The organism is Bradyrhizobium sp. SZCCHNR1093 (genome assembly GCF_032381175.1).
Taxonomy (GTDB): domain Bacteria; phylum Pseudomonadota; class Alphaproteobacteria; order Rhizobiales; family Xanthobacteraceae; genus Bradyrhizobium.
Genome location: NZ_JAUHJJ010000001.1, coordinates 692,319 through 718,453, shown reverse-complemented (window position 1 = coordinate 718,453; position 26,135 = coordinate 692,319). Strand labels below are relative to the sequence as shown.

Genomic DNA, 26,135 nt, shown 5'->3' with positions numbered 1-26,135 from the left:
GCCCTGCATGCTCTGTCCGTCGCACCTTGCTTGTCCGCAGCCCGATGCCGTGATTGAAACGGACGGTGCGCGCCAGGCTCGCTGTGCTCGCCTCGCAGGAGGACGGATCGATCATGTTCGTGGCGCGTGTCCTGTCGGTGGCTGCCGCCCTGCTGCTCGTGACCGCTTGCCTCGCGGCCGACACGCCCGGCGAGACCAGGGGCACGGTGCTGGAGCCGTCGTCGGCGAATCTCGCGCTGACCTGGAGCTTGGCCCATGTGGTGTTGCCGGCGGCGCTCGTCGGCGGACGGCGCTGGGAGGGGCATGCGGAGGACGCGCCCGACGTGATCGGGATCGCGCCGCTCGTGATCGTGATGCACGGGTCGAGCGGCGTCGCGCCGGCGGTGAAGGAGTTCCAGGCCTGGCTCGCCGATGAGCTCGGCGTGGCGTCGGTGGCGCCCGACAGCCTCGCGATTCCCGACCGGCTGACCTACGCCTCGCCGGTCGACGTCGCGATCTATGAGCGCGTCCACGCCTTGCGGCTGGCCGAACTGGAGAACGCGCTGAAGGCGTCGCGCGATTGGAGCTGGGTGGACCGGCTGCGGATCGTGCTGGCAGGCACCAGCGAGGGCGCGGTGGCGGTCGGCCGCTACGCCGGCAAGGATGTGGCGGCGCGGCTGATCTATTCGTGGTCGTGCGAGGACAACTACTTCGTCACCGCGCCCAGGCTCGGCATCGGCCCAAAGGAGCCGGTGCTGAACGCGATCTCGGCGCGCGATCCGTATTTCTCCGCGGCCAATCCCTGGAACAAGGACCGCGCCGTCACCGGCTCCTGCGCCGCCGCGCTCAAAGACGATGCGAAGGCGGAGGTGATGGTGATCGATGCCGACGTGCACACGATCCTGAACCGGCCGGAGGTGCGCGAGCGGAGCGCTCGATTCCTGCGCGGCGTGCTGGAGCCCTGATCGGGCGGGCGGAGGATTGACGAGTGCTGAGACTGCTCGTGCTCGAAGGCAACTCGCTGGACGGCCGGCGCCGCTGGGCCGAGGTCGCCGGCGCCACGCCGTCGGAGAGCTACGCGGCCGTGCTGCGCGCGCTGGCGCCGGACGCGGTGATCGACATCGCCACACCCGCCGATGCCGATGCGCGCCTGCCGCAGCCGATCGAGGCCTATCAGGGCATCGTCATCACGGGATCAGCGCTCAACATCTATCAGCGCGAGCCGGAAGCGCTGCGCCAGATCGAGCTGGTGCGGACGATCTTCGCGCGGGGCGTGCCGATGTTCGGCTCATGCTGGGGACTCCAGCTCGCGACCGTGGCGGCCGGCGGCGAGGTGTCGCTCAATCCGGCCGGCCGCGAGGTCGGCTTTGCGCGCAAGATCGCGCTGACGGATGCGGGCCGCGATCACCCGATGCATGCGGCGCGGGGTGCCGTGTTCGATGCACCGGCGATCCACAGCGACATCGTCACCCGGCTGCCGCCGGATGCGACGGTCACCGCGCACAATGCCATGAGCGAGGTGCAGGCCGCGGAGATCCGCAGCGGCCCCGGCCGGTTCTGGGGCGTCCAATATCATCCGGAATTCAGCCTGCAGGACGTCGCCTGGGTGATTCGCCGCATCGGCCAGCCGCTGGTCGAGGAGGGCTTCTTCGTCGATCCGGCGGAGCTCGAGCGCTACGCAGCCGATCTCGCCACCCTGCATCACGACCGCGCCCGGCGCGACATTCTGTGGCGGCTCGGGCTCGACCAGGACGTCGCGAATGACGGGGTCCGGCAGGCCGAGATCAGCAACTGGATCGCCTCGCTCGCGTGACGCTGAGAACGCTACCGCATGAACTGAATGATGAGCGGCGCCAGCGCCACGTTCATCAGCCCGACCAGCACCATCACGAGGCCGGCGATCGCGCCTTCCTCGCGGCCGATCTGGTGGGCGCGCGCGGTGCCCGCGCCATGCGCGCCGACGCCAAACAGCGCGCCCTTGGCGAGCGTCGAGCGCAGTGGCAGCCGCGCCAGCACGACGTCGCCGACGGCGGCGCCGATGATGCCGGTGAGCACGACGAACACGGCGGTGAGATCGGGGATGCCGCCGATCTCGCCTGAGACTTCCATCGCGAACGGCGTGCTCATCGAGCGCGGCAACAGGCTCAGACGCAGCTCGCCATCGATGCCGAGGACATAGGCCAGTGCCCAACTGGTCGCCACGGCGGTGAGGCTGCCCGCGACCATGCCGGCCAACAGCAGCGGCCAGCGGCGGCGGATCAGCGCGCGTTGCTCATAGATCGGCACGGCGAAGGCGACGGTCGCCGGGCCGAGCAGCGCCACCAGCCAATGCGTGCCGCGGATGTAGTCGCGATAGGAGACGTTGAGCGCGAGCGCCGCGATCATCAGCAGCGCGGGCGCCACCGCGAGCGGCATCAGCCACCAGCGCGGCCAGCGCCGGTGCATGCGCTTCGCCAGCAGATAGAGCAGGATCGTCGCGAGCGACCAGACCGCCGCCTGGATCAGCGGCTCACGCCACAGCGCGGCGAGGGTCATGACGCTCGGTCCAACGGTAGCAGAGGTCGACGGTGAGCGCAGTCACGCACATCACGGCGGTGGTGCTGACGACGATCAAGGCGAAGATCTTCAGGCCGAGCAGGCCGAACAGCTCGCGATGGTCGAGCAGCGCCAGCACCGCCGGCACGAAGAACAGCAGCATCTCGGCCAGCATCCAATTTGCGCCGCGCTTGATGCTGGCGACCTTCAATCCGCCTGCCAGGACCAGAGTGAGCGCCAGCGCCATTCCGATGATGCCGCCTGGCAGCGGCAGGCCGGTCGCCCGGGCCAGCGCCTCGCCGGCAGCCCAGAACAGGCCGAGCAGACCGATCTGCACCAGCCGGTTGCGGCGGAGCAGGCGATGAGCCCCAATGGAAATGCTGCGATGCATCATGTGGCGGCGTCCGTAAGTGATTGCGCGATCAAGGTATGCCGCATCGCAACATGTAGAAAGCGAATTGAATGAATGATATCAAGTCGAAAATCGAATACTGAGCCTGATTATGGAACTTCGAACCCTCAGGACCTTCGTCGAGGTCGTCCGCCAAGGCGGCTTCTCGCAGGCTGCCAAGGTGGTGTTTGCGACCCAGTCGACCGTGAGCAAGGCCGTAAAGCAGCTCGAGGACGAGCTCGGCCTGCCGCTTCTGGACCGGCTCGGCCACAAGAGCCGCATGACCGCGGCCGGCGAGATCGTCTATCGCCGCGCGATCCGGCTGCTGGCGGAGCGTGACGACCTGCAGGCAGAGCTCGCCGAACTGCGCGGCCTGAAGCGCGGCGTGCTGCGCCTCGGCCTGCCGCCGATCGGGTCGAGCACGCTGTTCGCGCCGTTGTTCGCGCTCTACCGCCAGCTCTATCCCGAGATCGAGATCCGCCTGGTGGAGCACGGCAGCGACCGGCTCAGCGAATTGCTGGCTGCAGGCGACATCGATTTTGCCGGCCTGCTGCCGCCCATCGCCGATGAGTTTGCCGCGCAGATCGTGCGCCGCGAGCCGCTGATGGCGCTCGTCTCTGTCAATCATTCGCTGGCCCGCCGCAAAACGATCACGCTCGCCGAGCTGCGCGACACGCCGTTCGTGCTGTTCGAAGCCGGCTTCGCGCTCAATCGTATTCTCCGCGAGGCCTGCCGCCGCAATGGCTTCGAGCCGGTGGTTGCTGCACGCAGCACGCAGATCGATTTCATTGCCGAGCTCGCCGGCGCCGGTCTCGGGGTTGCCTTCCTGCCGCGCATGATCGCGACCCAGCGCACGCAGGTGCCGATCAGTCTCGTCCTGCTTGACGAGCCCGGCACCGAATGGACGTTGGCGATGGCCTGGCGTCGTGGCGCCTATCTGTCGCCGGCCGCGGCGGCTTGGCTCCGGTTGGTGCGCGAGCGCGGCGAGGCGTGAGCATGAGTGCGGCGATGTCGCTTCATCTGCGAGGAACGTGCGGCGAGACGGTCGGTGTCGCCATGACGATTGGCGAGGACCTGAGCTCCACGCGTAGCTCGCAATGATCGAGCACTTGTCGCAACGACGCGAAAGCGGAGCCCGGAGAGGCGATCTCGGACGTGCGGACGGGAACGGCAAGAGCTGACGAAGGTTGCCTTCGCGCGCTGACTCGTTGATCTGCGCGAGTGGACAATCGATGAGTGAGGAAGATCACGAGCACCCAGATCGCAAACCGCGAGATCGCAGGGAGCTGCGCGACGCGGACGCTCCCGCGACGAAGCGGCCAGGCCCGGAAAGCATGCCTTCGGCTGGCCCGCATGCGCGGCCCGACCTGACCGACAAGGACAAGACTCCCGGCACTGGCATGTTGCCGGAGCCGGGCGACGCCAATCCCAGTCCCACAGGCTGACGTCCCGTGCGTGACTGAGTGCGCGGGAACCAGGGGTGCTTTGACGCGTTTCCGCCTGCTCCGAAAGAACGTGACACGCGCAGGCGTGCCGCGCGCTCATTGATTGAACCGGAGGGCAAGGATGTGCCGCTGGATCGCGTACCGCGGTGAGACGACCGCCTTCGAGCACTATGAGACCGAGCCGGAACACTCGCTGGTGACGCAGAGCATCCGCGCGCTGGAATCCACCGCAGGCACAAATGGCGATGGTTTCGGTCTCGGCTGGTACGGCGATCATCCCGAGCCCGGCCTGTATCGCGAGACACGTCCGGCGTGGTCCGATGAGAATCTCCGCTATCTTTGCCGGCACCTGCATTCACATCTGTTCTTCGCGCATGTGCGCGCCGCGACCGGCACGGCCGTGACCCGTCAGAACTGCCATCCGTTTGCCTGCGGCCGCTGGCTGTTCATGCACAACGGCTTCGTCGGGAGCTGGAACAGGCTGCGCCGCAAGATCGAGGCTATGATTCCGGACGCGCTGTATCCATCGCGGCTCGGCACCACTGATTCCGAAGCCGTGTTCCTCGCCATCGTCGGCGCCGGCATCGATCAGGACCCGATCGGTGCGACATCGAACGTGCTGCGCGCGCTCCGCCAGCTGGTCAACGAGGACGGCCTGCGTGAGCACCTGCGCTTCACGTCCGCCCTGTCGAATGGCCACGATCTCTACGCGTTTCGCTTCGCTGAGAATGATCGCGCCAACTCGCTCTACTACCGGGAAGATGGCGATCAAGTGATCGTCGTCTCCGAGCCTTTTGACAAGGAGCCGGACTGGATCGAGGTTCCGCCCGATCACGTGCTGGTCGCGCGCGCGTCCAGACCCGCCGAAATCGTTCCGCTATTTGCCACGGACTCTGCCGGTTTCGTCGCGGAACGCAAACGATCACAGAGGGTTGTCGGCGGCACATAACACAACAGAAACTGGATGATCCGCGATGTGCGGCATTTGTGGTGAAGTCAGGACTTCCGGACAGCCCGCGCTCGCGGCGCTCGGCCGAGTCAACGATGCGATGCAGGCGCGCGGTCCCGACGCCGCCGGCCTCTACGTGCAGGGCGGAATCGCGCTCGGCCACCGTCGTCTCAGCATTCTCGATCTATCAGCCGCCGCGCAGCAGCCGATGATCGATGCCGCGCTCGGCCTCGGCATCGTGTTCAATGGGTGCATCTATAATTTCCGCGAGCTGCGCGCCGAGCTGCAGGCGAAGGGCTATCGCTTCTTCTCCGACGGCGATACCGAGGTGATCCTCAAGGCCTATCATGCCTGGGGCAAGACCTGTGTTCAGCGCTTCAAGGGCATGTTCGCCTTCGCGCTGTGGGAGCGCGACAGCGGGCGCGTCGTGATCGCGCGCGACCGTCTCGGCATCAAGCCGCTGTACTACACCGAGGGGCCGGGCTTCCTCCGCTTTGCCTCGTCCCTGCCGGCGCTGCTCGCCGGTGGTGATGTCGACACCTCGATCGACCGAACGGCGCTGCATCATTTCTTCAGTTTTCACGCCGCCGTTCCGGCGCCCCGTACGATCCTCAATGGCGTGAAGAAGCTCGAGCCGGCGACGTTGCTGACGATCGAGCCCGATGGAGCGCAGCGCCGCGAAAGGTACTGGCAGTTCAGCGTCGGCGCGTCGCGCTCCACCGATCGCGCCATGAGTCAGGAAGAATGGTCGGATGCAATACTGGACGCGATGACATCGGCGGTGGACCGTCGCCGTGTCGCTGACGTGCCCGTCGGTGTGCTGTTGTCGGGCGGGCTGGATTCGTCGCTGCTGGTCGCGCTGCTGTCCAAGCTGGGACACGAGGACATCCGCACCTTCTCGATCGGTTTTGACGCGGTGGGCAAGCACACCGGCGATGAATTCCACTACTCCGACATCATTGCACGGACGTTCGGCACCAACCACGAGCAGATCAGGATCGGCGGCAACCGCGCGCTCGACGCCTTGCCCGATGCCATCGCCGCCATGTCTGAGCCGATGGTCAGCCACGACGCGGTCGCGTTCCATCTCCTGTCGTCGGAGGTCGCCAAGCGCGTCAAGGTGGTGCAGAGCGGGCAGGGCGCCGACGAGGTGTTCGGTGGCTACAGCTGGTATCCAGGCTTCCTCTCGGCCAACGATCCCGTTCAGCAATATCAGAATGCCTATTTCGACTGGACGCATTCGGATCTGCAGCGGCTGCTGGCGCCGGAGTTGCTCGGCGACGACGTGAGCCTGGCATTCGTGGAGCGCTTCTTCGGAGATCATGCCGGCGCCTCGGCGGCGGACAAGGTGCTGCAGATCGATGCCGAGATCATGCTGGTCGACGATCCCGTGAAGCGGGTCGACAACATGACGATGGCGTTCGGGCTGGAGGCCCGCGTGCCGTTCCTCGATCACGACGTGGTGGAGCTCGCCGCGCGCATGCCCGCCGAGCTGAAGGTGAAGAACGGCGGCAAGCACATTCTCAAGGAGGCGGCACGCCGCTGCGTGCCGGCGGAGGTGATCGACCGTCCCAAGGGATACTTTCCGGTGCCGTCGCTGCGCTATCTGCGCGGCCCGTTCCTCGACTATGTCCGCGACGTTCTCAACGACGAGAAGGCGCGCGCACGCGGCCTCTACCAGCGCGACCTTATCGACCACATGCTGCAAAACCCCGAAGCCGAGATGAGCCCCAAGGGACATTCGCGGCTGTGGCAGGCGGCCCTGCTCGAGGCATGGCTGCAGACTCACGGCATTTGACGTCTGACAGGATTGATCACATGGGATTGGATCCACGCATCTTGGAGAAGCTGCGGCTCGGCCTGAGCGATGACGAGCGTCGTCTGGTGATCCGCTCGGCCAGCGGCAGCGAGGAAGTCACGGAATATTCGTTCGGCATCGAGGAGGAGTACTTTCTCGTCGATGCGCAGACGCACGATGTCGCGATCCAGACCCCGGACGATCTGTTCGAGGCCGCCAACTGGTCGACCGGCGGACAGGCCATGCGCGAGATGCTGCAGGCGCAGCTCGAGGTCGCCACCAACGTGCATGTCGATGTCGGCGACGCGCGCGAGGAGATGAAATTCCTGCGGCGCGAGGTTGCCAGCGTGGCGAGTCAGTATGGCCTGACGATCCTGGCCTGCTCCACGCATCCGACCGCGAGGTGGCGCAGCTCACAGCCGAGTCCCAAGCCGCGCTACGCGGAGATGATGGAGGACCTTCGGATCGTCGGCCAGCGTAACATGCTGTGCGGCATGCACGTGCACGTCCAATTGCCGGACCCCGAGCGGCGGTTCGCGGTCATGCGGGCGATGATCCCGCATATCCCGGTGTTCGTCGCGCTATCTGCGTCCTCGCCGTTCTGGAATTCGCGCGAGACGGGCCTGAAGGGCTATCGGCTTGCCGCCTATGACGAGCTGCCGCGCAGCGGCCTGCCCGAGCTGTTCACCTCGAAGCAGCAATATGATCGCTATGTCGCGGCGCTGACGAAGTCCGGCGTGATGCCGGACGAGAGTCATGTCTGGTGGGCGATGCGGCCGTCGCTGCGGCATCCGACCTTGGAGTTGCGTGCGCCCGACGTCTGCACGTCGGTGGATGACGCCGTGGCGATTGCCTCGCTCTATCGCGTCCTGGCCCGCTACCTCTATCTCAATCCCGATCTTGCGGAGGCCGTCGGCAATGTCGAGCGCGCGATCGCGGTCGAGAACAAGTGGCGGGCGCAGCGCTATGGCACTGACTGTCTGTTCGTGACCGAGGACGGTCCGGTGACGGGCCAGGAGATCCTCAATCGCATGATCGCGGACGTCGCGCCGCATGCGGAGGCCCTGGGATGTCTCACCGAGGTCGAGCACTGCCGCATCATCATGCAGTTCGGCAGCTCGGCCGACTATCAGCTGCAGGCCTATCGCGAGTCCGGCGGACAGTTGTCGGCCGTGACGCGCTGGATCGAGGCGGCGACGGTGTCGCGCGCCGAGCCGCCGCGCTCACAGGCACCGGTCGAGCCGGCACAATGACGCGGGCCTAGGTCGGCTGCCTGATCACATGGCCGTCGCGCGCGATGAGGCGGCCGTCCTTGTAGACTGAGCGGCCCTTTGGCACGGCGACGACAGCCTGCGGAACGTGCTCGGCATCGAGGGTGACAAAGTCGGCCCGCGCACCGACGCGCAGGCCGTAGTCCGCAAGCCTCAAGGCCTTGGCGCCGGCCTCGGTGACGAGGTCAAAGGCCATCCGCAGCTCGTCATCGACATAGAAGCCGGAGCGATAGCCGACCATCATGGCGCGGTTCAACAGATCGCCGTCGCCATAGGGCCACCAGGAGTCGCGGATGTTGTCGTTGCCGCTGAACACGGTGACCCCCGCCGCACGCAACAGCGCCACGGGCGGGAAGGGCCGCGCGCCCGGCGCGTTGGTCATGATGGCGACGCCAGACGCCGCCAGGACGTCGGCAATCTTCTTCAGCGGGTCAGCAGGCACGTCGCCGAGGGCGTAGGCGTGGCTGACCGCGACGCGGCCTTGCATGCCGAGGGCGCGCGTGCGCGCCGCGATCTGCTCCAGCTCGAACAGGCCGAGCATGCCCGGATCGTGCAGATGGATATCGACATCGACGCCGTGCTTGTGGGCTGTGCCGAACACGACGTCGAGATGCCTTTCGACGTCGCGGTCGAAGCTGGCGGGATCGAGCCCGCCGACGAGGTTGGCGCCGAGCCTGATGGCCTCGTCGAGCAGCTCGGGTGTGCCCGGGCTCTTGAGGATGCCGCTCTGCGGAAAGGCGACGAGCTGGATCTCGATCAGCTCGCGATACTCGTCGCGGACGCGCAGGATCGTTTCCAGCGATGTGAGGCCGACGGAGCCGTCCACCATCACGTGGCTGCGCATCCGTGTCGTGCCGTGGCCGATACAAAGATCGAGCTGGTTGCGGGCGCGCACGTCCATCGGTGCAGCCGCGGCCATGTTCTGCGCCTGGAACGTGACGCGCTCATGCACGTCGAAGCCGTTGGTGCAGGGCTTGTGCGGCTTCCAGGCATCGCCGTAGAAGCTGGTGTCGAGATGGATGTGGCCCTCGACGAAGCCGGGCACGACCAGTGCGCCGCCGAGATCGATCACCTCGCGCGCCTCGGGGCGCTCGGTCTCAGCGAGAAGCCCGCTGATGCGGCCGCCGTCGACCGTAATCGCATGGCGCGCGCTGCGGTCGAGCCGCGCATTGATGAACAGCTTGTCGACGGCCATGCACAATCCTTCCCATCTATCCGCCAGCATCGGAGCCGCCGGAGGGCGGTCCGATGCTGGTGCCGATGAGACCACATTCTTGGCCAGGAGCCGCGACAGCCGCAAGCGTCTTCAGGCGGCGATCGCCTGCGGCAGTCCGGCGAGCCAGTCGCGCGCCAGCGTCACGTCCGCCTGCGACAACTGGTGCCCCGCCGGAAGCGTCGTGTGGGTCACGTCGGCGCCGGCCTCGGTGAGCTGCGTGCACAGCTTCGCCGAATTGCTGACGGGTACGATCGGATCAGCGAGCCCCGATAGCATCAGCACCGGCCGGCGCGCGAGCCTGGCGGCCGGAGGATGCGCCAGCGGCACCATGGCGCGGAACAGCACTGCACCGGTCAGCGCTTCCGGCTGCAGTAGCAGCAGCGCGGCGGCGATGTTGGCGCCGTTGGAGTAGCCGACCGCGAGCGGCGCTCCGATCCCGTAGTGCTGCCGCGCCGCGTCGATGAAGGCGCCGAGCTCCAGAGCGCGCCGGCGGACGTCGTCCTCGTCGAACACGCCCTCGGCAAGCCGGCGGAAGAAGCGCGGCATGCCATGTTCGAGCACCTGGCCGCGTGGCGACAGCAGGGCGGCGCCGGGCGACAGCGTAGTGCCGAGCGGCAGCAGATCGTTCTCGTCGCCGCCGGTGCCGTGCAGGAGCAGCAGTGGGGCTGCTCCCGGCGTGGTTGCGGGCTGGAAGCGGTGAGTGAAGGACAATGCCACGGTCATGATGCGGCCTCTTCGAGGTTGGGCAGCACGCCTTCGATCTGCTTGCGGTGCGATTCGAGGAAAGCGGGCAGCTTGAGGTTTCGTCCGAGCTCGGCGACCGGCTCGTCGACCGCGAAGCCCGGGATATCGGTCGCGATCTCGAACAGCACCCCGCCCGGCTCGCGGAAGTAGATCGAGCGGAAGTAGTTGCGGTCCTTCTGCTCGGTCGGATGCAGGCCGTGGCGATCGACCAGCCGCTGCGCCATCACGCCCTGTGCGGCGTCATCGGCGGCGCGGAAGGCGATGTGATGCACCGACCCGGCGCCCTGCGCGCCGCGGAGAAAGCCCCTGGCCTCGTAGATGTCGACCACGCTGCCCTCGGCGTCGCCCGGCGCCTTGAAGCGGATCACCGAGCCTTCGCGGCCCGTCTCTTCGAAGCCGAACACGTCGGTCAGCACGGCGGCAGTCCTCTCGGCGGAGTCGAGCAGCAGGGTCACGCCGTGGAAGCCGCGGATCGCGTGCTCGGCCGGAATGTCGCCATTGCTGTAGCCGGGCTCGTTCTCTGCGCCGGGGACGCCGACCAGCGCCAGCGCCATGCCATCCGGATCGGCGAACGGCAGCACCGACTCGCCAAAGCGCTTCTCCAGCGCCTCATAGGCGATGCCCTTCTCGGTGAGGCGCTGCGTCCAGTAGCTAAGGGAGCGCTGCGGCACCCGGAACGCGGTCTGGTGGGTCTCGCCGACGCCGCGGCGGCCCGGCCGCACGCCGGCCCAGGGGAAGAAGGTCAGGATGGTGCCGGGGCGGCCGGTCTCATCGCCGTAGTAGAAGTGATAGGTGCCGGGATCGTCGAAATTGACCGTCTTCTTGACGAAGCGCAGCCCGAGGTCGCGGGTGTAGAAGCCGAAATTGCGGATCGGATCGCCGGCAATCGCAGTCACGTGGTGCAGTCCGGGCATGTGGGTCTCCTGTCGATGGGCCGCCGAAAGGGCCGTTGAATTCCTGGGCGCAATATTGGCCGGCTTTGATTTGGAGACAATCCGTGCTCTTGTGACGTCTCTGTCTACGATTTGGCGACAATGGCAGGCCTATGGACAAGCTGAGCAGCCTGCGGGCCTTCGTGAAGGTGGTCGAGAGCGGCAGCTTCGCCGAGGCCGGCCGGCAGCTGCGGCTGTCGCGCTCGGCGATCTCGAAATATATCGGCGAGCTTGAGCAGAGCCTCGGCGTCCAGCTGATCGTCCGGACCACCCGCCATGCCAGCCCGACCGAGACCGGCCAGCTCTATTTCGAGCGCGCAGTCTCGATTCTCGCCGAGCTCGACGCCGCCGATCAGGCCGTCAGCCAGTCGCAGGCCGCGCCGCGCGGGCTCTTGCGCGTCAACGCGCCGATGTCGTTCGGCACCATGCGGCTCGGTCCCGTCGTCGCCGATTTCATGGCCCGCTATCCCGAGCTGCAGTTGCAGATCGTGCTGAGCGACGATCTGCTGGATCCCGTGCAGGACGGCTTCGACGTGACGTTGCGGATCGCCGAGCTGGAATCGTCGAGCCTAGTGGCGCGGCGGATCATGCCGGTGGAGCGCGTGATCTGCGCCGCGCCGGCCTATCTCGCGCGGCACGGCACGCCTGGCAGCCCGGAGGAGCTGCGTCGCCACACCTCTCTCACCTACGGTTTCCTGCTGACCGGCAATCAGTGGAAGCTCACCGGCCGCGACGGCGACCACTGGGTCCAGCCGGCGTGGTCGTTGTGCGTCAACAATGCCGAGGTGCTGCGCGACGTCGCCATCAAGGGACAGGGCATTGCGCTGATCCCGCGCTTCATCGCGGCGGACGCGCTCGAGAGCGGCGCGCTGACCGCGATCCTCGCCGATTACGCCGCGCCGCCGCTCGCGCTCTATGCGATCTATCCGCCGACGCGGCACCTCTCGGTGAAGGTGCGGCTGTTCATCGACTTCCTGGTCGAGCGCTTCGGCAAGGAGCGCGACGTGACCAGACCGTAGGCTGCAACTGAACTGGAAATCGCCTCGAACCTTTAACCGGGCGCTGATAGTGTTCCGAGCCGGCAGCAGAGAGGTAACGATGCATGGGGCGGCTGAGCACGCATATTCTGGATACGGTCAGGGGCAAGCCCGCGGCCGGCGTCGCGATCGATCTCGATGTCCTCGAACCGGACGGCTCCTGGCGCCGCGTCAAGCAGGTCCGGAGCAATGCCGACGGGCGCACCGACCAGCCGATGCTGGCGGACGATGACTTCGCCATCGGCACCTACATGCTGACCTTCCATATGGGCGCTTATTTCAGGACCCACGGCCTCGCCTCGGGCGACCCGCTGTTTCTCGATCTGATCCCGCTCCGCTTTTCCGTCGCCGATGCCAGCGCGCACTACCATGTGCCGCTGCTCGCGACGCCCTGGAGCTACCAGACTTATCGCGGGAGCTGAGCCGGATGAGTGCTGACGTCTATCCCCGCGATATGGTCGGCTACGGCCGCACGCCGCCGCATCCGCGCTGGCCGGGCGATGCCCGCGTCGCGGTGCAGTTCGTGATCAACTACGAGGAGGGCGGCGAGAACAACATCCTCCACGGTGACGCCGCCTCCGAAGCCTTCCTGTCCGAGATCGTCGGCGCCCAGCCCTGGCCGGGCCAGCGCCACATGAACATGGAGTCGATCTACGAGTTCGGCTCGCGCGCCGGCTTCTGGCGGCTGTGGCGGATGTTCACCGCGCGCAAGCTGCCGGTGACGGTGTTCGCGATCGCCACCGCGATGGCCCGCAGTCCAGACGCCGTGGCCGCGATGAAGGAAGCCGGCTGGGAGATCGCCTCCCACGGCCTGAAATGGATCGACTACCGCGATGTCCCCGAGGCCGACGAGCGCGCCGATATCGAGGAGGCGATCCGGCTCCATACCGAGCTGACGGGCGAGCGGCCGCTCGGCTTCTACCAGGGCCGCACGTCGGAGCGCACGCTCGACATCGTGTTGAATGAGCAGGGCTTCGTCTACAGCGCCGATTCCTATGCCGACGAATTGCCGTACTGGATCTCGGGGCCGCACGGCCCGCAACTGATCGTGCCCTATACGCTCGATGCCAACGACATGCGCTTCGCCACCCCCCAGGGCTTCAATTCCGGCGACCAGTTCTTCGCCTATCTGAAGGACAGTTTCGATACGCTCTACGCAGAGGGTGCGGAGAGCCCGCGCATGATGTCCATCGGGTTGCACTGCCGGCTGGTCGGCCGCCCCGGGCGCGCGGCCGCGCTGGCCCGTTTCCTCGACTATATCACGGGTCATGACAAGGTCTGGGTCGCGACCCGGCTCGACATCGCCCGGCACTGGATCCGGACGCATCCGCCGGCCGGCGCGTGGCGGCCGTCGCAGATGTCGCGCGTGCTGTTCGTCGAGCGCTATGGCGACATCTTCGAGCATTCGCCTGAAATCGCCGACCGCGCCTATCGCGCCGGCCTGTCCGCCTTCGACGACGCCGCGGATGCGCTGCATACGACGCTCATGAACGTCGTTCGCGCCATGAGCCGCGACGAGAAGCTGAAGCTGATCCGCGCCCATCCGGAGCTCGCCGGCCGCGAGGCGCTGGCGGGTGAGATGACGAACGACTCGATCGGCGAGCAGGGTCGGCTCGGCTTCACCTCGCTCTCGCGCGCCGAGTTCGAGCGCGTCGCCGACATCAACCGCCGCTATCGCGACAAGTTCGGCATGCCGCTGATCGTCGCTCTGGCGCTGCACGCCGACCGCCCCTCGGTCATCGCCGAGATGGAGCGTCGCATCGGCAACGACCCGGACACCGAGATCGTCAACGCCATCGACCAGATCGGTCACATCACGCGGGCGAGGTTGGCGAAGAAGTTCGATCAGGACTGAGCGAGGATCCGTTCGGCGTCGGCCGCGACATCGAGCAGCAGGCGGTCGCGGCCGCGGGCCGCGATGAGTTGCAGACCGAATGGCAGTCCGTGAACGTTGGTGCCGCAGGGGATCGAGATCGCCGGCACGCCGGCGTGATTGGCGTAAGGCGTGAACACCGCATGCGCGCGCGGGCTCGCCGGCTTGCCGCCGATCTTGGATGGGCCGAGCTGCGTGAATGGCCAGGCGACGCAGGGCACGGTCGGCGCCAGCAGCACGTCGGCCTGCGTGAAGAAGCTTGCGAAGGCCCGCGCGATCTGCGCGCTTGCCTCGAGCGCACGCGCGACATCGGCGCCGCTCAGGCCGAGCCCGCGCTCGATCTGCTTGGCGATATCGGGATCGAATTGCGCCGGATCATTGTGGAAGGCGTCGCCGTAGAGCGCGGCCAGCCCGGCATGCTGGAGCGGCATCACCGCGTCCTCGGCAAGGCCGGCCGGCCAGACGGGATCCTTGTCGACAATCGGCATGCCGCCGGCGCGGAGGCGGTCGACCGCCCGCTGCAGGCCAGCGCTGGTGTCGCCATCGACCGCGACGTCCAGCCCGAGCCGCGGCGAGAACGCCACGCGCAGCGGCGTTGCATGATCCGCCACGGCCACGTCGAACGTATCGGGATCGCGCGGGTCGGCGCCGGCCATGATCTCGAACGCAAGCCTGGCATCGCCGACATCGGTCGCGATCGGCGCGATCACCGAGATGCGCCAGAATGGCTCGGGGAATCCCGGCCCGTAGGGAATGGCACCGAACGACGGCTTGAAGCCGACCACGCCGACATGGGCCGGCGGCCGGCGGCTCGAGCCGCCGGCATCGGTGCCGATCGCGAGCGGCACGAGCCCAGCCGCCACCGCAACGGCGGGACCGCCCGACGAGCCGCCGGGCGTGAGCTGCGGGTCCTGCGGATGAACAGTCGGTCCGAACAGCTGCGAGGTCGTCACGCCCTTGCAGGCGAACTCGGAGGTTGCGCCGATGCCAACGATCACGGCGCCAGCGCGGCGCAACCGCGCGATCGCGATCGCATCCTCGGGCGCGATGAAATCAGCGAACAGCCGCGAGCCCTGCGTGATGCGCCAGCCGCCGACCCAGATATTGTCCTTGACCACGACCGGCACGCCGGCGAGCGGCATTGCTTCGCCGGTGGCCACGCGCGCATCGACGGCATCGGCCTCGGCGCGCGTTCGCGCCGGATCTGTCGTGACGACGGCGTTGAGGTCACGGGCCGCGGCGATGCGCGCCAGCGCCTGCTCGGCCATCTCTCTGGCCGTGCTCCGCCGCGCCATGACGGCGCCTGCGATGTCACTCGCGCGCATGGGATCGCTCCATCAGCAGTACGGCTGTGCCTGCGGCGGCCGTCAATCCGAGTGCGACGAAGCTGCCGCCGAGGCCGACGCGGGGCGTCAGCAAGGCGACGAGCAGCGGCGCGGCGACGAGGCCGAGAAACGAGGCGGTGAGCACCGCACCTGTCGCCTCGGCGACGCGTCCGGGCTTGGCGAGATTGGCGATCTCGGCGATGAACACGCCGTTCCAGCCGCTCGCCGTCAGCCCGAACACGATCGTGAGCAGGACCAGGATCGACCGGCTCAGCAGCGGCCCCCAGAGACCGAGCAGCAGCGCGCAGACCGCCATGCCGACGCCTGCCATCACCAGCACGGCCCGCGCCGAGCGCAGGCGTGTCGCGACAACGCCCCAGCCCAGCCGTCCCATCAGGCCGGCGCCTTGCGCCGAGGCCAGCACCCAGCCGGCCTCGACATGGCTGAGCGCGAGCTCTGACGTGCCGAAGCTGACGAAGCAGGTGTTGAGGATGACCTGCATGCCACTGAACGGAATCGAGGCGACCGCGAGCGCGGCCATGCGGCGGTCGGCGCTGATCAGTCGCAGCCGATCGGACAGGCCGAGCCGCGGCATGGCCGGCGGCGTGATCGCATAGGCCGGCCGCAGACGCTCGAAGCCGGCGAAGGCGATGGCGGCGCAGACGATCACGGCGGCATAAGCGGAACTCGGTGCCAGCAGCACGGCGATCGGCGGCAGCAGCAGCGAGCCGACGACGGCGCCGATTTGGCTGCCGGTCTGCCGGATCGAAAACACCATCGCGCGCTTCTCGGCCGGCACGAGACGTCCGAGCAGCGCTGAGCTTGCCGGTGTCTCCGGTCCGACCGCGAGCCCCAGCATCAGCCCGGCGCCGAGCAGGGCCCATCCACCCTCGAACAGGGCCAGCGACATGCCGGCGCAGACGGCGACCGCGCACAGCGCTGCGACGCGCAGCGAGCCGACGCGTTGGACCAGCGTGCCGCCCCAGAACGAGGAGACGAGGCTGATGGTGAAGGCTGCGGTGGAGAACAGCGACAGTTGCTCGATGCTCAGTCCAGCGCGCGGCGCGACGACGCCCGGCGCGAATAGCGCCAGCGACACCAGGGCCTGCAGCGCGGTCATCGCAGCGACCGCAGGCCACAGTGGCGCCGCTGGCGCTGACGCTTGCTTCGCGGCTATCATGCCGCGACAACCTGATGGCGGAGCACGAAATGGCCGGTGGAATCTCGGTTCATGCGGTTGATGTGGCGAACGGGCGCCCCGCGCGTGGCCTGCGCGTCGCGATCTGGCGCGTGACGCCGGATCGCACGCTGCTCGCGGAGGGACAGCTCGGCGCCGACGGCACCTTGCAGGCGCCGGTCGTCAAGGGCGACGGCGTCATCGCCGGCGAGTATGAGGTGCTGTTTCATGTCGGCGAGTTCTTCGGGGCTGGCGCTCAGACGAAATTCCTCACCACAGTGCCGCTTCGCTTCGCGATCGACAAGGTCGAGGAGCATTTTCACCTGCCGCTGAAATTCACCCCCTGGGGCTATTCGATCTTCCGTGGCGCTTAGAGCGTGTGGCCGTCCTTCGAGACGCCCGCCTGCGGCGGGCTCGTCGCAGCGAGCGGATGAATCCTACTACGCCATGACCACCGTCATTCCGGGTTCAATCGTCAACGCGCCGCCGCTTCGCTCCGTCGCATTGGCGATTGCCCCGGAATGACGGCCAAATCGCAACTATTCAGCTCCTTGCGACGCTGTCGGATTGATCAACCCGTCAGCCGCTTCGACAGGCCGGTGGCGCGCTCCATGATCGCCATCAGCGCGATGGTGGCGATGATCAGCACGCTCGACAGCGCGGCGATGGTGACGTCGAGCTTGCCTTCGAGGTCCTGCCACATCCGGATCGGCAGCATGTCGGTGGCGGCATCGCGCAGGAACAGCGACACCGGCACGTTGTCGAACGACGACATGAAGGCGATGAACGCACCGGAGATGATGCCGGGGCGGATCAGCGGCAAGACGATGCGGCGGAACGTGTAGAGCCTGGAGGCACCGAGGATCGCCGAGCTTTCCAGCAAGGTTGGCTCGAGCTGCGCCAGCGCCGCCACGGTGTTGCGGACCACATAGGGCACGCAGACGATGGTATGGCCGATCACCAGCGTGAGCAGCGAGACCGGCAGGCCGATCAGCGAGAAGAACATCAGCGCCGCCAGGCCGAAGGCGAGTGCCGGCAGCACCAGCGGCGACATGAACAACGAGTCCAGGAGCTTCGCCGTGAGCGTCTTCGAGCGCGAGATCGCCAGTGCCGCGGCGACCCCGAGCACGACCGACAGGCCCGTCGACCACAGTGCGACGACGACGCTGTTGCGTGCTGCGAACTGCAGCTGCCAAGCGTTCCACAATTCGACATACCATCGCGTCGAATAGCCCGGTGGCGGGAATTTCAGCGAGAAGCCCGAGGTGAACGAGACGATCACCACGACCAGCGACGGCGACACGATCAGGATGAGCGCCAGCACGGCGATGACCGTCATCACGATCTGGAAGCTCAGCGCTTCCCAGTTCCGCTGCCGGCCGCTCATCTGGCGTCTCCATAGCCGCGAGCACGGCGGCCGAGTGTCGAGAACAGCGCAACGATGGCGAGCACCGCGAACAGGAAGATGATCGAGATCGCCGCGGCGAACGGCCAGTTTTGCAGGGTCGAGGCCTGCTGGTAGAGATACATCGGCATGAACAGCATCTGCCCGCCGCCGACCAGGGACTGCGTGATGAAGGCGGTGATCGCGGCGGCATAAGTCAGGGTGCAGCCGGCGATGATGCCGGGCATCGACAGCGGCAGCATCACCTTGACGAAGGTGCGCCAGCTTCCGGCGCCGAGTGAGGCTGAGGCGTCGGAAAGATTGGGATCGATGCGGCCGATCGCGGTGATCAGTGGCAGCACCATCAGCGGCATCTGCACCTGCGCCAGCGCCGCGATCAGTCCGCCCTGGGTGTAGATCATGCGCAGCGGCGTGCCGATCAGGCCGAGCGATTGCAGCACGGAGTTGATGATGCCCTGCCGGCCCAGGATCACGATCCAGGCGAAGGTGCGGACGACGACGCTGGTGAGCAACGGCAGCAGGACGATCATGATGATCAGGGTCTGCACCCGGCTGCCCGAGCGCTGATACAGCCAGGCGATGGGATAGCCGAGCACGAGGCAGGCGAGCGTCACCTCGGCGCCGAGCAGCAAGGTCGAGCCGAGCACGGCGAGGCTGAAGGGGTCGGTCAGGAACTTGATGTACTGGCCGAGCCCCCACACCGTCGCCGCGGTGTCGTTGTGCAGCGAGAGATAGAGCAGTTGCGCCAGCGGCAGCACGAAGAAGATCGCGAACACCAGGCCCAGGGGCAGCGCAAGCCCCAGGCTGAAGCTGGTCACGTCTCCAGGTGCTGTCGTGGCGCTCTTCATCGCGTCAGATCTTGATGTCGCGGTTGAACTTCTCGATCCAGGACGCGCGCTGCTCGTTGATCTTCTTCCAGTCCTGGAACACGAACTTCTTCTTCAGCTCCGCGGTGTCCTTGGCCAGCACCTTGGCGATCTCGCCGGTCATGGCCACCTTGGTGTTGGTCGGCACGATCAGATAGGGCGAGTTCATCAGCGTGGTCTGCACTTCCGGCGACAGCGCCGCCTCGATCAGCTTGAAGGCGAGCTCCTTGTTCGGCGAGTTCTTGACGATGTGGATCGTGGTCTTGAAGGCGATGGCGCCTTCCTTGGGCGCCACGAACTCGACCGGCACGCCACGCGCTTTCAGGATCTGGATGGCGTTGAAATTGCCGGGCGAGATGTCGATCTGGCCTTGCTGGAACAGGGTCGCCAGGGCGCCGGGATTGGCGGCGACCGCGGCGAGGTTCGGCTTCAGCTCCTCCAGCGCCTTGAAGCCCTCGTCGACATTGGCCTCGGAGCCGCCGCGCATGCGCGCGATCTCGACCAGCCAACCGGTGCCGAGCGTCGAGTTCAGATTGGTGATGCCGACCTTGCCCTTGAACTCGGGCTTCCACAGGTCGGCCCAGGAAGTTGGCGGCGTCTTCACCGTCTCTGGATTGTAGGTGAGGCCGACGACCTGGAAGAACGGCGCCGGGCCCATCGCGTCCTGCGCTTCCGGAATCAGGTCCTTGAAATAGGTGCTCTTGTCGGCCGGGAACGGATCGACGAGATCCTGGCCGATCGCCACCAGCGCCGGACCCGGATCGTGCAGCATGACGTCGATCGGCGGATTGGCCTTGGCCGCATTGACCTTGGCGATCTGATCGACCGACAGCATCGGGTCGAGCACGATGGCGGCATCGGCATTGGCCTTGCGGAACGCCGGCACGAGGACCGCCTTGTGCGCCTCCTCCCAACTGCCGGTGAAGGTCGCGAACACCAGCGGCCGCGCCTGCGCGAGGCTCAGGCCAGGGAAGGCGTGCATGGCTCCCAGCGTCAAGGCGCTGGTCAGGAGCCGGCGGCGATCAAGCATCATGTTTCACTCCGATGTGTCTGTTGGTCTATTGCGGGAAGACGGTGGCGAGGCCGGGTGCGATCGGTGCGACCCGCACCGGCGCGCCGGCATCGCGCAGTGGCGTGTCGCCGGTGCGGGCCTGCGAAATCTTGATGCTCGAGCCGTCGCTGGCCTTGATCTCATGGACCACGGTCGCGCCGAGCGGCAGCGCCATGCCGATCTCGCCGGCAAAGCCCGTGTCGTCGCTGACGAAGGTGAGATGCTCGGGACGCAGGCACACGGTGACCTTGTCTGAGGCACGTACCGGGGTGGGCGCGCGCGCGATGATCTCGCCGCCGGCCTCGAGGCCGACCTTGACGCTATCAGCGTCGGTCGCGATCACCGTCCCCTTCATCTTGTTCGCGGTGCCGACGAAGCTGTTCACGAACAGCGTCTGTGGCTGATCGTAGATCTCGGAGGGCGTGCCGAACTGCTCGAGATGGCCGTGACTCAGCACGGCGACGCGGTCGGCCATCGACAGCGCCTCCTCCTGGTCGTGGGTCACGATCAAAGTTGTGATCCCGGCCATGCGCTGCAGCCGCTTGACCTCGATCTGCATGTCCAACCGCAAATTCTTGTCGAGCGCGGCGAACGGCTCGTCGAGCAGCAGGATCGACGGTTTGATCGCGAGCGCGCGAGCCAGGGCCACGCGCTGTTGCTGGCCGCCCGACAATTGCCGCGGCAGCCGCTCACCGAACGGGCCGAGCTGCACCATGTCGAGCAGCCGCTGCGCCTCCCTGTTGCGCGTGGCCTTGTCGACGCCGCGCGCGGCGAGGCCGTAGCCGACATTCTCGGTGATCGAGAGATGCGGAAACAGCGCGTAGTTCTGGAACACGATGCCGACCGCGCGCCGGTTGGGCGGCAGCGCATCGACGACGTCGTTGCCGATGATGACGCGCCCCTCGCTCTGGCCGATGAAGCCGGCGATGATGCGCAGCAAGGTGGTCTTGCCGCAGCCCGAGGGCCCAAGCAGGGCGATGATCTCGCCGCCTTTCACGTCGAGATTGATATCGGATACGGCCATCGTGCCGCTGGCGAAGCGGTGGGTGATCCGATCCAGAACGAGCGACTTGGCTTCCGATACGCTGGCCATGGGCTTCCTGCTCAACTGATCTGAAAAAGCAAGAAGCGTGCCGCCTTTTCAGGCAACGAAGGCGGCTTGTGTACAGAAGACGAAGTGGGGGTATGGGAGTATGATGGGTTTCGCCCGAGCTCGCAGCTAACAAGATCTGGCTCGCTCTCTCCCCACGTCATTCCGGGCTCGCGCCGACAGCGTCCCGGAATGACGTGGGGGGAGAGCGTTGCGACTCACACGGCCCAACTACCCGTCGCGATGCTCCAGCCGGGCGGCCAGCGCCTCGGGCAAGCCCGTCGTCGGCTTCGCGGCCGGGCGGCGGAAGGTGCCGGCGGTGGCTTTGCGCATCTTCAAGGCGAGCAGTGCTTCGGCTTGCTTCACCGCGGCGATCACCTGATCGACCACGGGGACGGGAATGCGATGCGCGACCCGGGCGGCGAGCCCCGACAGTGGCGCGCCGGCGAAGATCAGCACGTCTGCGTCGTTCTCCTCGACCGCGCGCAGCGCCAGCTCGACCAGCAGCTCCTCCTTCTCGTGCTGCACGTCGGAGATCTGCTTGAAGCTGCCGTCGAGCATGCGGATGCCGGCGCAGCGCTCCATCAGGCCGTGCATGCGCACGCACTCCTCGTACCAGGGACCCAGCGCCTGCGCGAAGGTGACGATGGCGAAGCGGCGTCCGGCCATGCAGGCGGTCAGCATCGCCGCCTCGGCAAGTCCGATCACCGGCACGTCGAACAGCTCGCGGGCCGCGAACAGGCCGGGATCGCCGAATGCGGCGATGATCGCGGCGTCGAAGCTGCCGTTGCGCTCCGCCAGCATCTCCAGCGCGACGGCGCCGCCGATCTGCGCCTCCGCGCGGGTCGCGATATAGGGCACACCGCGCGGCGCAGTGCAGGGGATCAGGGTCGTGCCGGGCGCGGCGGCGTCGCGGCCGACCTGCAGCATCAGGTCGGTGATGTCGGTGCGGATGTTGGGATTGAGCAGCAGGATGTTCATCGGGCGCGCCTGATGGTCGGAAATGCAAGATTGCCGGAAATGCGAGCGCCTTGTCCACGCCCGGCGCAGCCTATCATGTCATCAGGATCAGGCGCGTGGGTCGCTCACTTGCTGGTCACATGCACGGCCGGCGTCGCGCCGCCGTTCCATTGACCGCCGATCGCGCGCTCGATCTGGGCCGCGAGCTGCAGCAGCAGGCCGTCATCGGCCTGCTTGCCGATCGCCTGGATGCCGAGCGGCAGGCCGTGCTCATTGGTGGCGAGCGGCAGCGAGATCGCCGGGACGCCGCAGAGGTTGGCGAGGGGCGTGAAGGCGAAGTTGCGCCACAGATTCTCGAACCAGTCGAGCACGTCGGGATTGTCGCTGATGGTCAGGTATTCGGTGGTGCCGATCTTCGGCGTCGGCAGTGCCGTGACCGGCGTCAGGATGATGTCCCAGTCCTCGAAGAACGCGCCGAAGGCGCGCGACGTCGTATTGAACACCGCCTGCATCGCCGCACGCTCGGCAAAGCTGGTGCCCTTGCCCGCTTCCCAGATCCGGATGTTGATCGGCTCGATCAGGTCGGCTGGCGGCCGCCCGAGCTTGCGTGATGCGAGCAGGTTGTTGATGACGATCGCGAAGTTCGAGATGTAGCAGGTGGTTTGTGCCGCGAACGCCTGGCGGTAATCGACGTCGGGCAGCGCGTAGCCGATGTGGTGGCCGAGGCCCTCGAGGATTTTGCCCACACGCTCCAGCTCAGAAGCAATATGCGGCGTGGCGCGGTAGTCGCCCCATTGATGCGACAGCGCGATCCTGAGTTTGCCGGGATCGCGCTTGATCAACTCGACATAGGGCTCCGGCGTGGTCCAATACGGCATGAACTCGCCGGGCGCGCCGCCGCGGCAATGATCGACGAATGCCGCGGTGTCGCGCACGCTGCGCGACTGGCAGCCCTGGATCGAGACCAGGCCGCTTAGATCCGACAGATGCGGCGCGATCGAAAACACGCCGCGCGAGACCTTCAGCCCGATATTGCCGTTGACGCCGGCGGGAATGCGGATCGAGCCGCCGCCGTCGGTCGCATGGGCGATCGGCACGACGCCGGCGGCGACCATCGCCGCGCTGCCCGCCGACGAGCCGCAGGTCGTGTAGTCGGTATTCCACGGGTTGCGCGTGACGTAGACGGCCGGGTTCTCGGCCGAGCTGCAGACGCCGAACTCCGGCGTCGTGGTGCGGCCCATCAGATTGAGGCCGGCCTTGCGCATCTTCGCCGTCAGGTGCGTGTCGGCGGCGGGACGGTTGCCGCGCATGAACAGCGAGCCCTGCTCCTGCAGCCGTCCGGCCATCGTCGGCCCGAGATCCTTCATCAGGAACGGCAGGCCGGCGAAGGGGCCTGCGAGATCGGCGCCGGCCTTGCCCGGATCTTCCACGGCATCGGCGAAGACTTCGACCACGCCGGACAGCGCGGGATCGACTTTTGCGATTGCCTCGGCGGCCTGCCTTGCCAGCTCCGCCGCCGTCAGCTCGCCGCTGCGAACGCGCGCCGCCAGCGCCATGCCATCATGCCGGGCCCACTCGTCCCAGCTCATCGCCAACGTCATCTGTCTTCCGATCCTTGCGCGCCGACCATCAAAGCTACGCGTTCGAACGGTGCGATGATCAGGCGCTGTTCCACTTCCGGCGCCGCGAACCTTAGTTTGCACGAGAGCCAAGTCAATCAGTCGCCCTGCATGCTGCCATACGATCCTATCATGCGGCGCGGCCGACCACCGTCCGCAATGAAGCCGACATACGAGCCGTTCCGGAAAACGGGACCGCAGCCCGCGGCGCCGGACGTTGACGCGCGTCAAGGCCAGCGCATGGCGCGCGTGCTTGATGCGGTCATGGATATCCTGACCTTCGGTGCGGCGGGCGCAGCGCTGCTCGTTACGCCCGGCCCAACGAATACGCTGCTCGCCACTGCCGGTGCGAGTCGTGGCGTGCGCGCCTCCGTTCATCTGCTGCTCGCCGAGCTTGCCGGCTATCTGCTCGCGATCGCGACGCTGCGCATCACGCTCGGTCCGCTCGTCGCGACCGCGCCGCTGGTCGGACAGGCTCTCCGTGTCGTGGTCGTGCTCTATCTGCTGCGCCTCGCTGCCGCGCTCTGGCGCCACGGCAGCGGCAGCAGCGCAAGCGATGCGGCGCCGGTCACCCTGCGCGGCGTGTTCATCACGACGCTGTTCAATCCAAAGGCCATCATCTTCGCTTTCACCTTGCTGCCGCTGGAAGGCGATGCGGCGAGCCTATGGCCGTTCTTGGTCGTGCTCGGACTCTCGACTGCGACGATCGGAGGAGCCTGGATCGTGCTCGGCGCGACGCTGCGCTGCGGCCTCGGGCATGTCGTGCCGGCGTCGCTCGGCTATCGCTGCAGCGCTGCGGCCCTGGCGCTGCTGGCCTGTGTGATCCTGGCGCCCGCCCTTGGCGCTCTGTGAACGGTTCCGCTTGTTACTGGTGCTGCCAGCGGGCGCGCGCGCAGGCTAGACGACGCGGCCTGCAGCATTCGATTCGGATGCCGCAGGCCGCGTCGCGAAGCTATCAAGGACCTAGTTGAAGGCCATCGGCGCCGCGCTGGCCATCCAGCCGTCCGGCCGCGTGTTGCGGGCGAGCCGCTGGTAGCTCGGCGCACGGGCCTCGCGCGTGACACGAGCCGCCGCGCCGAACATCGCGGAACCGCCATTCGGGTTCACGATCGTGTAGCCGGCGATCGAGCGGGGATGTTCGCGGGTGACGTGGCCGCCGGAATTGCCGTCATGCACATACCAGATGTTGCCGGCGACCTGTTGCTGCAGGATCATGACGTGGCCGGACCGGACGGCAGCCATTCCCGGTGCGGGAGCTGCGCGCGGAAAGCGACGCCAGTTCGATGCGAGATTCAGCTCGGGAACGACCCGGCCGAACGTGTAGAGCGACGCTTCGCAGCCGCAAAAGGCATGCGGACATCCCGATGGGCGGCCGCCGACGACGCGACCTTCGCCGGGAATCGAGGCCATCGCGTTCATGTAGGAGTGGTGACGGTGCGAGTAGTGATGATGATGGTGACGAGGACGCGCCTCGGCTTGAACGGAGAGAGCCAGCAATGCGGCGACGACAATAACAACGCGGTACATTCGGAGGACTCCTGTACGCTGTGAAATCCCCCTGCCGCGCGCCAATCAACGTCTAAACATGTCTTCAAGGTGACCGAATCACCCCTGAGCCATGCAAATGCGGGACGGCGCTGCCCGCTCAGACTGGTTCCAAATCATTCGGAATGATTGACTCTCGACGTCGAGGATGACTCACAACAAATGAATGTTCCGCTTTGGGAAGGTCAGACTACCGACTAACAGCGCGGCGACCGCAACTGGCCTTCAGTCGTCCTGATAGCTGCAAGGATGCAATCAGGATAAGCAATCATGGCAAGTAACATCCTCCACGCGTGCAGCGCTCTTGGACATTCCGTTCCAGACCACGACAGGAGATCGTCATGACCACGTTCCGCGGCAGCTGCCTCTGCGGCCAGGTCGGCTTCGAGGTCGACGGGCCGTTCGACAAATTCCTCAATTGCCATTGCTCGCGCTGTCGCAAGGCCAGCGGCACGGCGCACTCCTGTGAGGTCATCGTCAAGGCGGCGGCGCTGCGCTGGCTGCGTGGCGAGGCGAACGTCACGCGGTTCGACTTGCCCCGGGCGCGCAGTTTCGCCACCGCCTTCTGCAGCACTTGCGGCAGCCCGATGCCACATCTGACGCGCAGCGGCCGCGAGGCGATCATTCCCGCCGGAGGCTTCGATGAGCCGCTCGGCGCCGTTCCCGATCGCCACGTGCATTGGGCGTCCCGCGCCGACTGGTACGTCGATGGTGACGGGCTGGGCGTCGAGGACTGACACGATCAAGAATGCCGCTCGTCGGGCGACTCATGCCCCTCGTGCCGAGATCGGACAAGCCTGTCGAGGCGTCAGATACGCCCGATCGCCGCTGCGTCCGGAATCCGATTTCACGAGCAAGTTCAGGCTGATTTGGGCTGTCCAGTCCCGGCAGAAAAAATATCCCGCTTGGCAATTTCGGAAAATCATG

Annotated in this window: 26 protein-coding genes; 12 read left to right on the top strand and 14 right to left on the bottom strand. The window is 66.9% G+C overall.

The window, feature by feature from the left end:
* The first annotated feature begins 113 nt into the window (after positions 1–113).
* The gene (locus tag QX070_RS03425) at positions 114–944 is read left to right on the top strand and encodes a hypothetical protein (RefSeq protein ID WP_315735703.1); all 831 of its coding nucleotides are present in this window, start codon (positions 114–116) and stop codon (positions 942–944) included.
* A gap of 23 nt (positions 945–967) precedes the next feature.
* Positions 968–1,792 (top strand): type 1 glutamine amidotransferase, encoded by an 825-nt coding sequence (locus QX070_RS03420; RefSeq protein ID WP_315734891.1) that lies wholly within the window; start codon positions 968–970, stop codon positions 1,790–1,792.
* An 11-nt stretch (positions 1,793–1,803) separates the two neighbouring features.
* Here the strand turns inward: QX070_RS03420 and QX070_RS03415 are convergent, their stop codons facing one another.
* Both QX070_RS03415 and QX070_RS03410 read right to left on the bottom strand, forming a co-directional pair.
* Entirely contained in the window at positions 1,804–2,514 is a 711-nt protein-coding gene (locus tag QX070_RS03415; RefSeq protein WP_315734890.1) for an LrgB family protein, read from the bottom strand.
* Positions 2,489–2,908, bottom strand: a complete 420-nt coding sequence (locus QX070_RS03410) for a CidA/LrgA family protein (RefSeq protein ID WP_315734889.1) — start codon at positions 2,906–2,908, stop codon at positions 2,489–2,491. Before QX070_RS03410 ends, QX070_RS03415 begins: the two co-directional genes overlap by 26 nt.
* A gap of 109 nt (positions 2,909–3,017) precedes the next feature.
* On the opposite strand from QX070_RS03410, the gene QX070_RS03405 reads away from it, so the two are divergent.
* The 4 genes from QX070_RS03405 (at position 3,018) to QX070_RS03390 (ending at position 8,350) form a co-directional block, all read left to right on the top strand.
* The gene (locus tag QX070_RS03405; RefSeq protein ID WP_315734888.1) at positions 3,018–3,899 is read left to right on the top strand and encodes a LysR family transcriptional regulator; all 882 of its coding nucleotides are present in this window, start codon (positions 3,018–3,020) and stop codon (positions 3,897–3,899) included.
* 572 nt (positions 3,900–4,471) lie between these two features.
* A complete protein-coding gene (locus QX070_RS03400) occupies positions 4,472–5,299 on the top strand; it encodes a class II glutamine amidotransferase (protein WP_315734887.1) in 828 nt (275 codons plus the stop codon).
* Between the two features lie 25 nt (positions 5,300–5,324).
* Positions 5,325–7,097 carry an N-acetylglutaminylglutamine amidotransferase gene (locus QX070_RS03395; RefSeq protein WP_315734886.1) on the top strand — a complete coding sequence of 591 codons (1,773 nt, stop codon included), beginning with the start codon at positions 5,325–5,327 and terminating at the stop codon, positions 7,095–7,097.
* A 20-nt stretch (positions 7,098–7,117) separates the two neighbouring features.
* Complete coding sequence (locus QX070_RS03390) at positions 7,118–8,350, top strand: carboxylate-amine ligase (RefSeq protein WP_315734885.1); 1,233 nt, start codon at positions 7,118–7,120, stop codon at positions 8,348–8,350.
* A 7-nt stretch (positions 8,351–8,357) separates the two neighbouring features.
* Here the strand turns inward: QX070_RS03390 and QX070_RS03385 are convergent, their stop codons facing one another.
* The 3 genes from QX070_RS03385 to QX070_RS03375 all read right to left on the bottom strand — a co-directional run bounded on the left by QX070_RS03385 (position 8,358) and on the right by QX070_RS03375 (position 11,242).
* The gene (locus QX070_RS03385; RefSeq protein ID WP_315734884.1) at positions 8,358–9,563 is read right to left on the bottom strand and encodes an amidohydrolase family protein; all 1,206 of its coding nucleotides are present in this window, start codon (positions 9,561–9,563) and stop codon (positions 8,358–8,360) included.
* A gap of 111 nt (positions 9,564–9,674) precedes the next feature.
* The gene (locus QX070_RS03380) at positions 9,675–10,307 is read right to left on the bottom strand and encodes an alpha/beta hydrolase (protein WP_315734883.1); all 633 of its coding nucleotides are present in this window, start codon (positions 10,305–10,307) and stop codon (positions 9,675–9,677) included.
* Positions 10,304–11,242, bottom strand: coding sequence for a ring-cleaving dioxygenase (locus QX070_RS03375; RefSeq protein ID WP_315734882.1), 939 nt, complete (start codon positions 11,240–11,242; stop codon positions 10,304–10,306). The genes QX070_RS03380 and QX070_RS03375 overlap by 4 nt, the downstream gene beginning before the upstream one ends.
* A gap of 131 nt (positions 11,243–11,373) precedes the next feature.
* On the opposite strand from QX070_RS03375, the gene QX070_RS03370 reads away from it, so the two are divergent.
* The 3 genes from QX070_RS03370 to puuE all read left to right on the top strand — a co-directional run bounded on the left by QX070_RS03370 (position 11,374) and on the right by puuE (position 14,152).
* Complete coding sequence (locus tag QX070_RS03370) at positions 11,374–12,279, top strand: LysR family transcriptional regulator (protein ID WP_315734881.1); 906 nt, start codon at positions 11,374–11,376, stop codon at positions 12,277–12,279.
* An 83-nt stretch (positions 12,280–12,362) separates the two neighbouring features.
* A complete protein-coding gene (gene uraH, locus QX070_RS03365) occupies positions 12,363–12,719 on the top strand; it encodes a hydroxyisourate hydrolase (RefSeq protein ID WP_315734880.1) in 357 nt (118 codons plus the stop codon).
* A 5-nt stretch (positions 12,720–12,724) separates the two neighbouring features.
* Positions 12,725–14,152, top strand: a complete 1,428-nt coding sequence (gene puuE / locus QX070_RS03360) for an allantoinase PuuE (protein ID WP_315734879.1) — start codon at positions 12,725–12,727, stop codon at positions 14,150–14,152.
* Here puuE and QX070_RS03355 read toward each other — a convergent pair.
* Complete coding sequence (locus QX070_RS03355) at positions 14,143–15,495, bottom strand: amidase (protein WP_315734878.1); 1,353 nt, start codon at positions 15,493–15,495, stop codon at positions 14,143–14,145. The two genes, puuE and QX070_RS03355, sit on opposite strands and share 10 nt — an antisense overlap.
* Positions 15,482–16,675 (bottom strand): MFS transporter, encoded by a 1,194-nt coding sequence (locus QX070_RS03350; protein ID WP_315734876.1) that lies wholly within the window; start codon positions 16,673–16,675, stop codon positions 15,482–15,484. Before QX070_RS03350 ends, QX070_RS03355 begins: the two co-directional genes overlap by 14 nt.
* A gap of 29 nt (positions 16,676–16,704) precedes the next feature.
* Between QX070_RS03350 and uraH (QX070_RS03345) the strand changes: the two genes are divergently transcribed.
* A complete protein-coding gene (gene uraH, locus QX070_RS03345) occupies positions 16,705–17,046 on the top strand; it encodes a hydroxyisourate hydrolase (RefSeq protein WP_315735701.1) in 342 nt (113 codons plus the stop codon).
* A gap of 197 nt (positions 17,047–17,243) precedes the next feature.
* Here the strand turns inward: uraH (QX070_RS03345) and QX070_RS03340 are convergent, their stop codons facing one another.
* The 6 genes from QX070_RS03340 to QX070_RS03315 all read right to left on the bottom strand — a co-directional run bounded on the left by QX070_RS03340 (position 17,244) and on the right by QX070_RS03315 (position 23,645).
* Positions 17,244–18,059 carry an ABC transporter permease gene (locus QX070_RS03340; RefSeq protein WP_315734874.1) on the bottom strand — a complete coding sequence of 272 codons (816 nt, stop codon included), beginning with the start codon at positions 18,057–18,059 and terminating at the stop codon, positions 17,244–17,246.
* Complete coding sequence (locus QX070_RS03335) at positions 18,056–18,925, bottom strand: ABC transporter permease (RefSeq protein ID WP_172131291.1); 870 nt, start codon at positions 18,923–18,925, stop codon at positions 18,056–18,058. Before QX070_RS03335 ends, QX070_RS03340 begins: the two co-directional genes overlap by 4 nt.
* Positions 18,926–18,929: 4 nt before the next feature.
* The gene (locus QX070_RS03330; protein ID WP_315734871.1) at positions 18,930–19,976 is read right to left on the bottom strand and encodes a polyamine ABC transporter substrate-binding protein; all 1,047 of its coding nucleotides are present in this window, start codon (positions 19,974–19,976) and stop codon (positions 18,930–18,932) included.
* A gap of 25 nt (positions 19,977–20,001) precedes the next feature.
* Entirely contained in the window at positions 20,002–21,087 is a 1,086-nt protein-coding gene (locus tag QX070_RS03325) for an ABC transporter ATP-binding protein (protein WP_315734869.1), read from the bottom strand.
* 228 nt (positions 21,088–21,315) lie between these two features.
* Positions 21,316–22,065 (bottom strand): aspartate/glutamate racemase family protein, encoded by a 750-nt coding sequence (locus tag QX070_RS03320; protein WP_315734867.1) that lies wholly within the window; start codon positions 22,063–22,065, stop codon positions 21,316–21,318.
* Positions 22,066–22,169: 104 nt separating this feature from the next.
* A complete protein-coding gene (locus QX070_RS03315) occupies positions 22,170–23,645 on the bottom strand; it encodes an amidase (protein ID WP_315734865.1) in 1,476 nt (491 codons plus the stop codon).
* Positions 23,646–23,903: 258 nt separating this feature from the next.
* Here QX070_RS03315 and QX070_RS03310 point away from each other — a divergent pair, with 258 nt between their 5' ends.
* Positions 23,904–24,515: a LysE family transporter gene (locus QX070_RS03310; protein ID WP_315734863.1), complete on the top strand. Its 612-nt coding sequence runs from the start codon at positions 23,904–23,906 to the stop codon at positions 24,513–24,515.
* 111 nt (positions 24,516–24,626) lie between these two features.
* On the opposite strand, the gene QX070_RS03305 is transcribed toward QX070_RS03310, so the two are convergent.
* On the bottom strand, positions 24,627–25,190 hold the full coding sequence (locus QX070_RS03305; RefSeq protein ID WP_315734861.1) for a hypothetical protein: 564 nt from the start codon (positions 25,188–25,190) through the stop codon (positions 24,627–24,629).
* A 359-nt stretch (positions 25,191–25,549) separates the two neighbouring features.
* Between QX070_RS03305 and QX070_RS03300 the strand changes: the two genes are divergently transcribed.
* A complete protein-coding gene (locus QX070_RS03300) occupies positions 25,550–25,945 on the top strand; it encodes a GFA family protein (RefSeq protein ID WP_315734859.1) in 396 nt (131 codons plus the stop codon).
* Positions 25,946–26,135: the final 190 nt, after the last annotated feature.

What these genes read in the sequence shown, in the direction of transcription:
- QX070_RS03425 (WP_315735703.1), top strand. Translation starts at nt 114, where the DNA reads ATGTTCGTGGCGCGTGTCCTGTCGGTGGCTGCCGCCCTGCTGCTCGTG.
- QX070_RS03415 (WP_315734890.1), bottom strand. Translation starts at nt 2,514, where the DNA reads ATGACCCTCGCCGCGCTGTGGCGTGAGCCGCTGATCCAGGCGGCGGTC.
- QX070_RS03410 (WP_315734889.1), bottom strand. Translation starts at nt 2,908, where the DNA reads ATGATGCATCGCAGCATTTCCATTGGGGCTCATCGCCTGCTCCGCCGC.
- QX070_RS03405 (WP_315734888.1), top strand. Translation starts at nt 3,018, where the DNA reads ATGGAACTTCGAACCCTCAGGACCTTCGTCGAGGTCGTCCGCCAAGGC.
- QX070_RS03400 (WP_315734887.1), top strand. Translation starts at nt 4,472, where the DNA reads ATGTGCCGCTGGATCGCGTACCGCGGTGAGACGACCGCCTTCGAGCAC.
- QX070_RS03395 (WP_315734886.1), top strand. Translation starts at nt 5,325, where the DNA reads ATGTGCGGCATTTGTGGTGAAGTCAGGACTTCCGGACAGCCCGCGCTC.
- QX070_RS03390 (WP_315734885.1), top strand. Translation starts at nt 7,118, where the DNA reads ATGGGATTGGATCCACGCATCTTGGAGAAGCTGCGGCTCGGCCTGAGC.
- QX070_RS03385 (WP_315734884.1), bottom strand. Translation starts at nt 9,563, where the DNA reads ATGGCCGTCGACAAGCTGTTCATCAATGCGCGGCTCGACCGCAGCGCG.
- QX070_RS03380 (WP_315734883.1), bottom strand. Translation starts at nt 10,307, where the DNA reads ATGACCGTGGCATTGTCCTTCACTCACCGCTTCCAGCCCGCAACCACG.
- QX070_RS03375 (WP_315734882.1), bottom strand. Translation starts at nt 11,242, where the DNA reads ATGCCCGGACTGCACCACGTGACTGCGATTGCCGGCGATCCGATCCGC.
- QX070_RS03370 (WP_315734881.1), top strand. Translation starts at nt 11,374, where the DNA reads ATGGACAAGCTGAGCAGCCTGCGGGCCTTCGTGAAGGTGGTCGAGAGC.
- uraH (WP_315734880.1), top strand. Translation starts at nt 12,363, where the DNA reads ATGGGGCGGCTGAGCACGCATATTCTGGATACGGTCAGGGGCAAGCCC.
- puuE (WP_315734879.1), top strand. Translation starts at nt 12,725, where the DNA reads ATGAGTGCTGACGTCTATCCCCGCGATATGGTCGGCTACGGCCGCACG.
- QX070_RS03355 (WP_315734878.1), bottom strand. Translation starts at nt 15,495, where the DNA reads ATGCGCGCGAGTGACATCGCAGGCGCCGTCATGGCGCGGCGGAGCACG.
- QX070_RS03350 (WP_315734876.1), bottom strand. Translation starts at nt 16,675, where the DNA reads ATGATAGCCGCGAAGCAAGCGTCAGCGCCAGCGGCGCCACTGTGGCCT.
- uraH (WP_315735701.1), top strand. Translation starts at nt 16,705, where the DNA reads ATGGCCGGTGGAATCTCGGTTCATGCGGTTGATGTGGCGAACGGGCGC.
- QX070_RS03340 (WP_315734874.1), bottom strand. Translation starts at nt 18,059, where the DNA reads ATGAGCGGCCGGCAGCGGAACTGGGAAGCGCTGAGCTTCCAGATCGTG.
- QX070_RS03335 (WP_172131291.1), bottom strand. Translation starts at nt 18,925, where the DNA reads ATGAAGAGCGCCACGACAGCACCTGGAGACGTGACCAGCTTCAGCCTG.
- QX070_RS03330 (WP_315734871.1), bottom strand. Translation starts at nt 19,976, where the DNA reads ATGATGCTTGATCGCCGCCGGCTCCTGACCAGCGCCTTGACGCTGGGA.
- QX070_RS03325 (WP_315734869.1), bottom strand. Translation starts at nt 21,087, where the DNA reads ATGGCCAGCGTATCGGAAGCCAAGTCGCTCGTTCTGGATCGGATCACC.
- QX070_RS03320 (WP_315734867.1), bottom strand. Translation starts at nt 22,065, where the DNA reads ATGAACATCCTGCTGCTCAATCCCAACATCCGCACCGACATCACCGAC.
- QX070_RS03315 (WP_315734865.1), bottom strand. Translation starts at nt 23,645, where the DNA reads ATGACGTTGGCGATGAGCTGGGACGAGTGGGCCCGGCATGATGGCATG.
- QX070_RS03310 (WP_315734863.1), top strand. Translation starts at nt 23,904, where the DNA reads ATGGCGCGCGTGCTTGATGCGGTCATGGATATCCTGACCTTCGGTGCG.
- QX070_RS03305 (WP_315734861.1), bottom strand. Translation starts at nt 25,190, where the DNA reads ATGTACCGCGTTGTTATTGTCGTCGCCGCATTGCTGGCTCTCTCCGTT.
- QX070_RS03300 (WP_315734859.1), top strand. Translation starts at nt 25,550, where the DNA reads ATGACCACGTTCCGCGGCAGCTGCCTCTGCGGCCAGGTCGGCTTCGAG.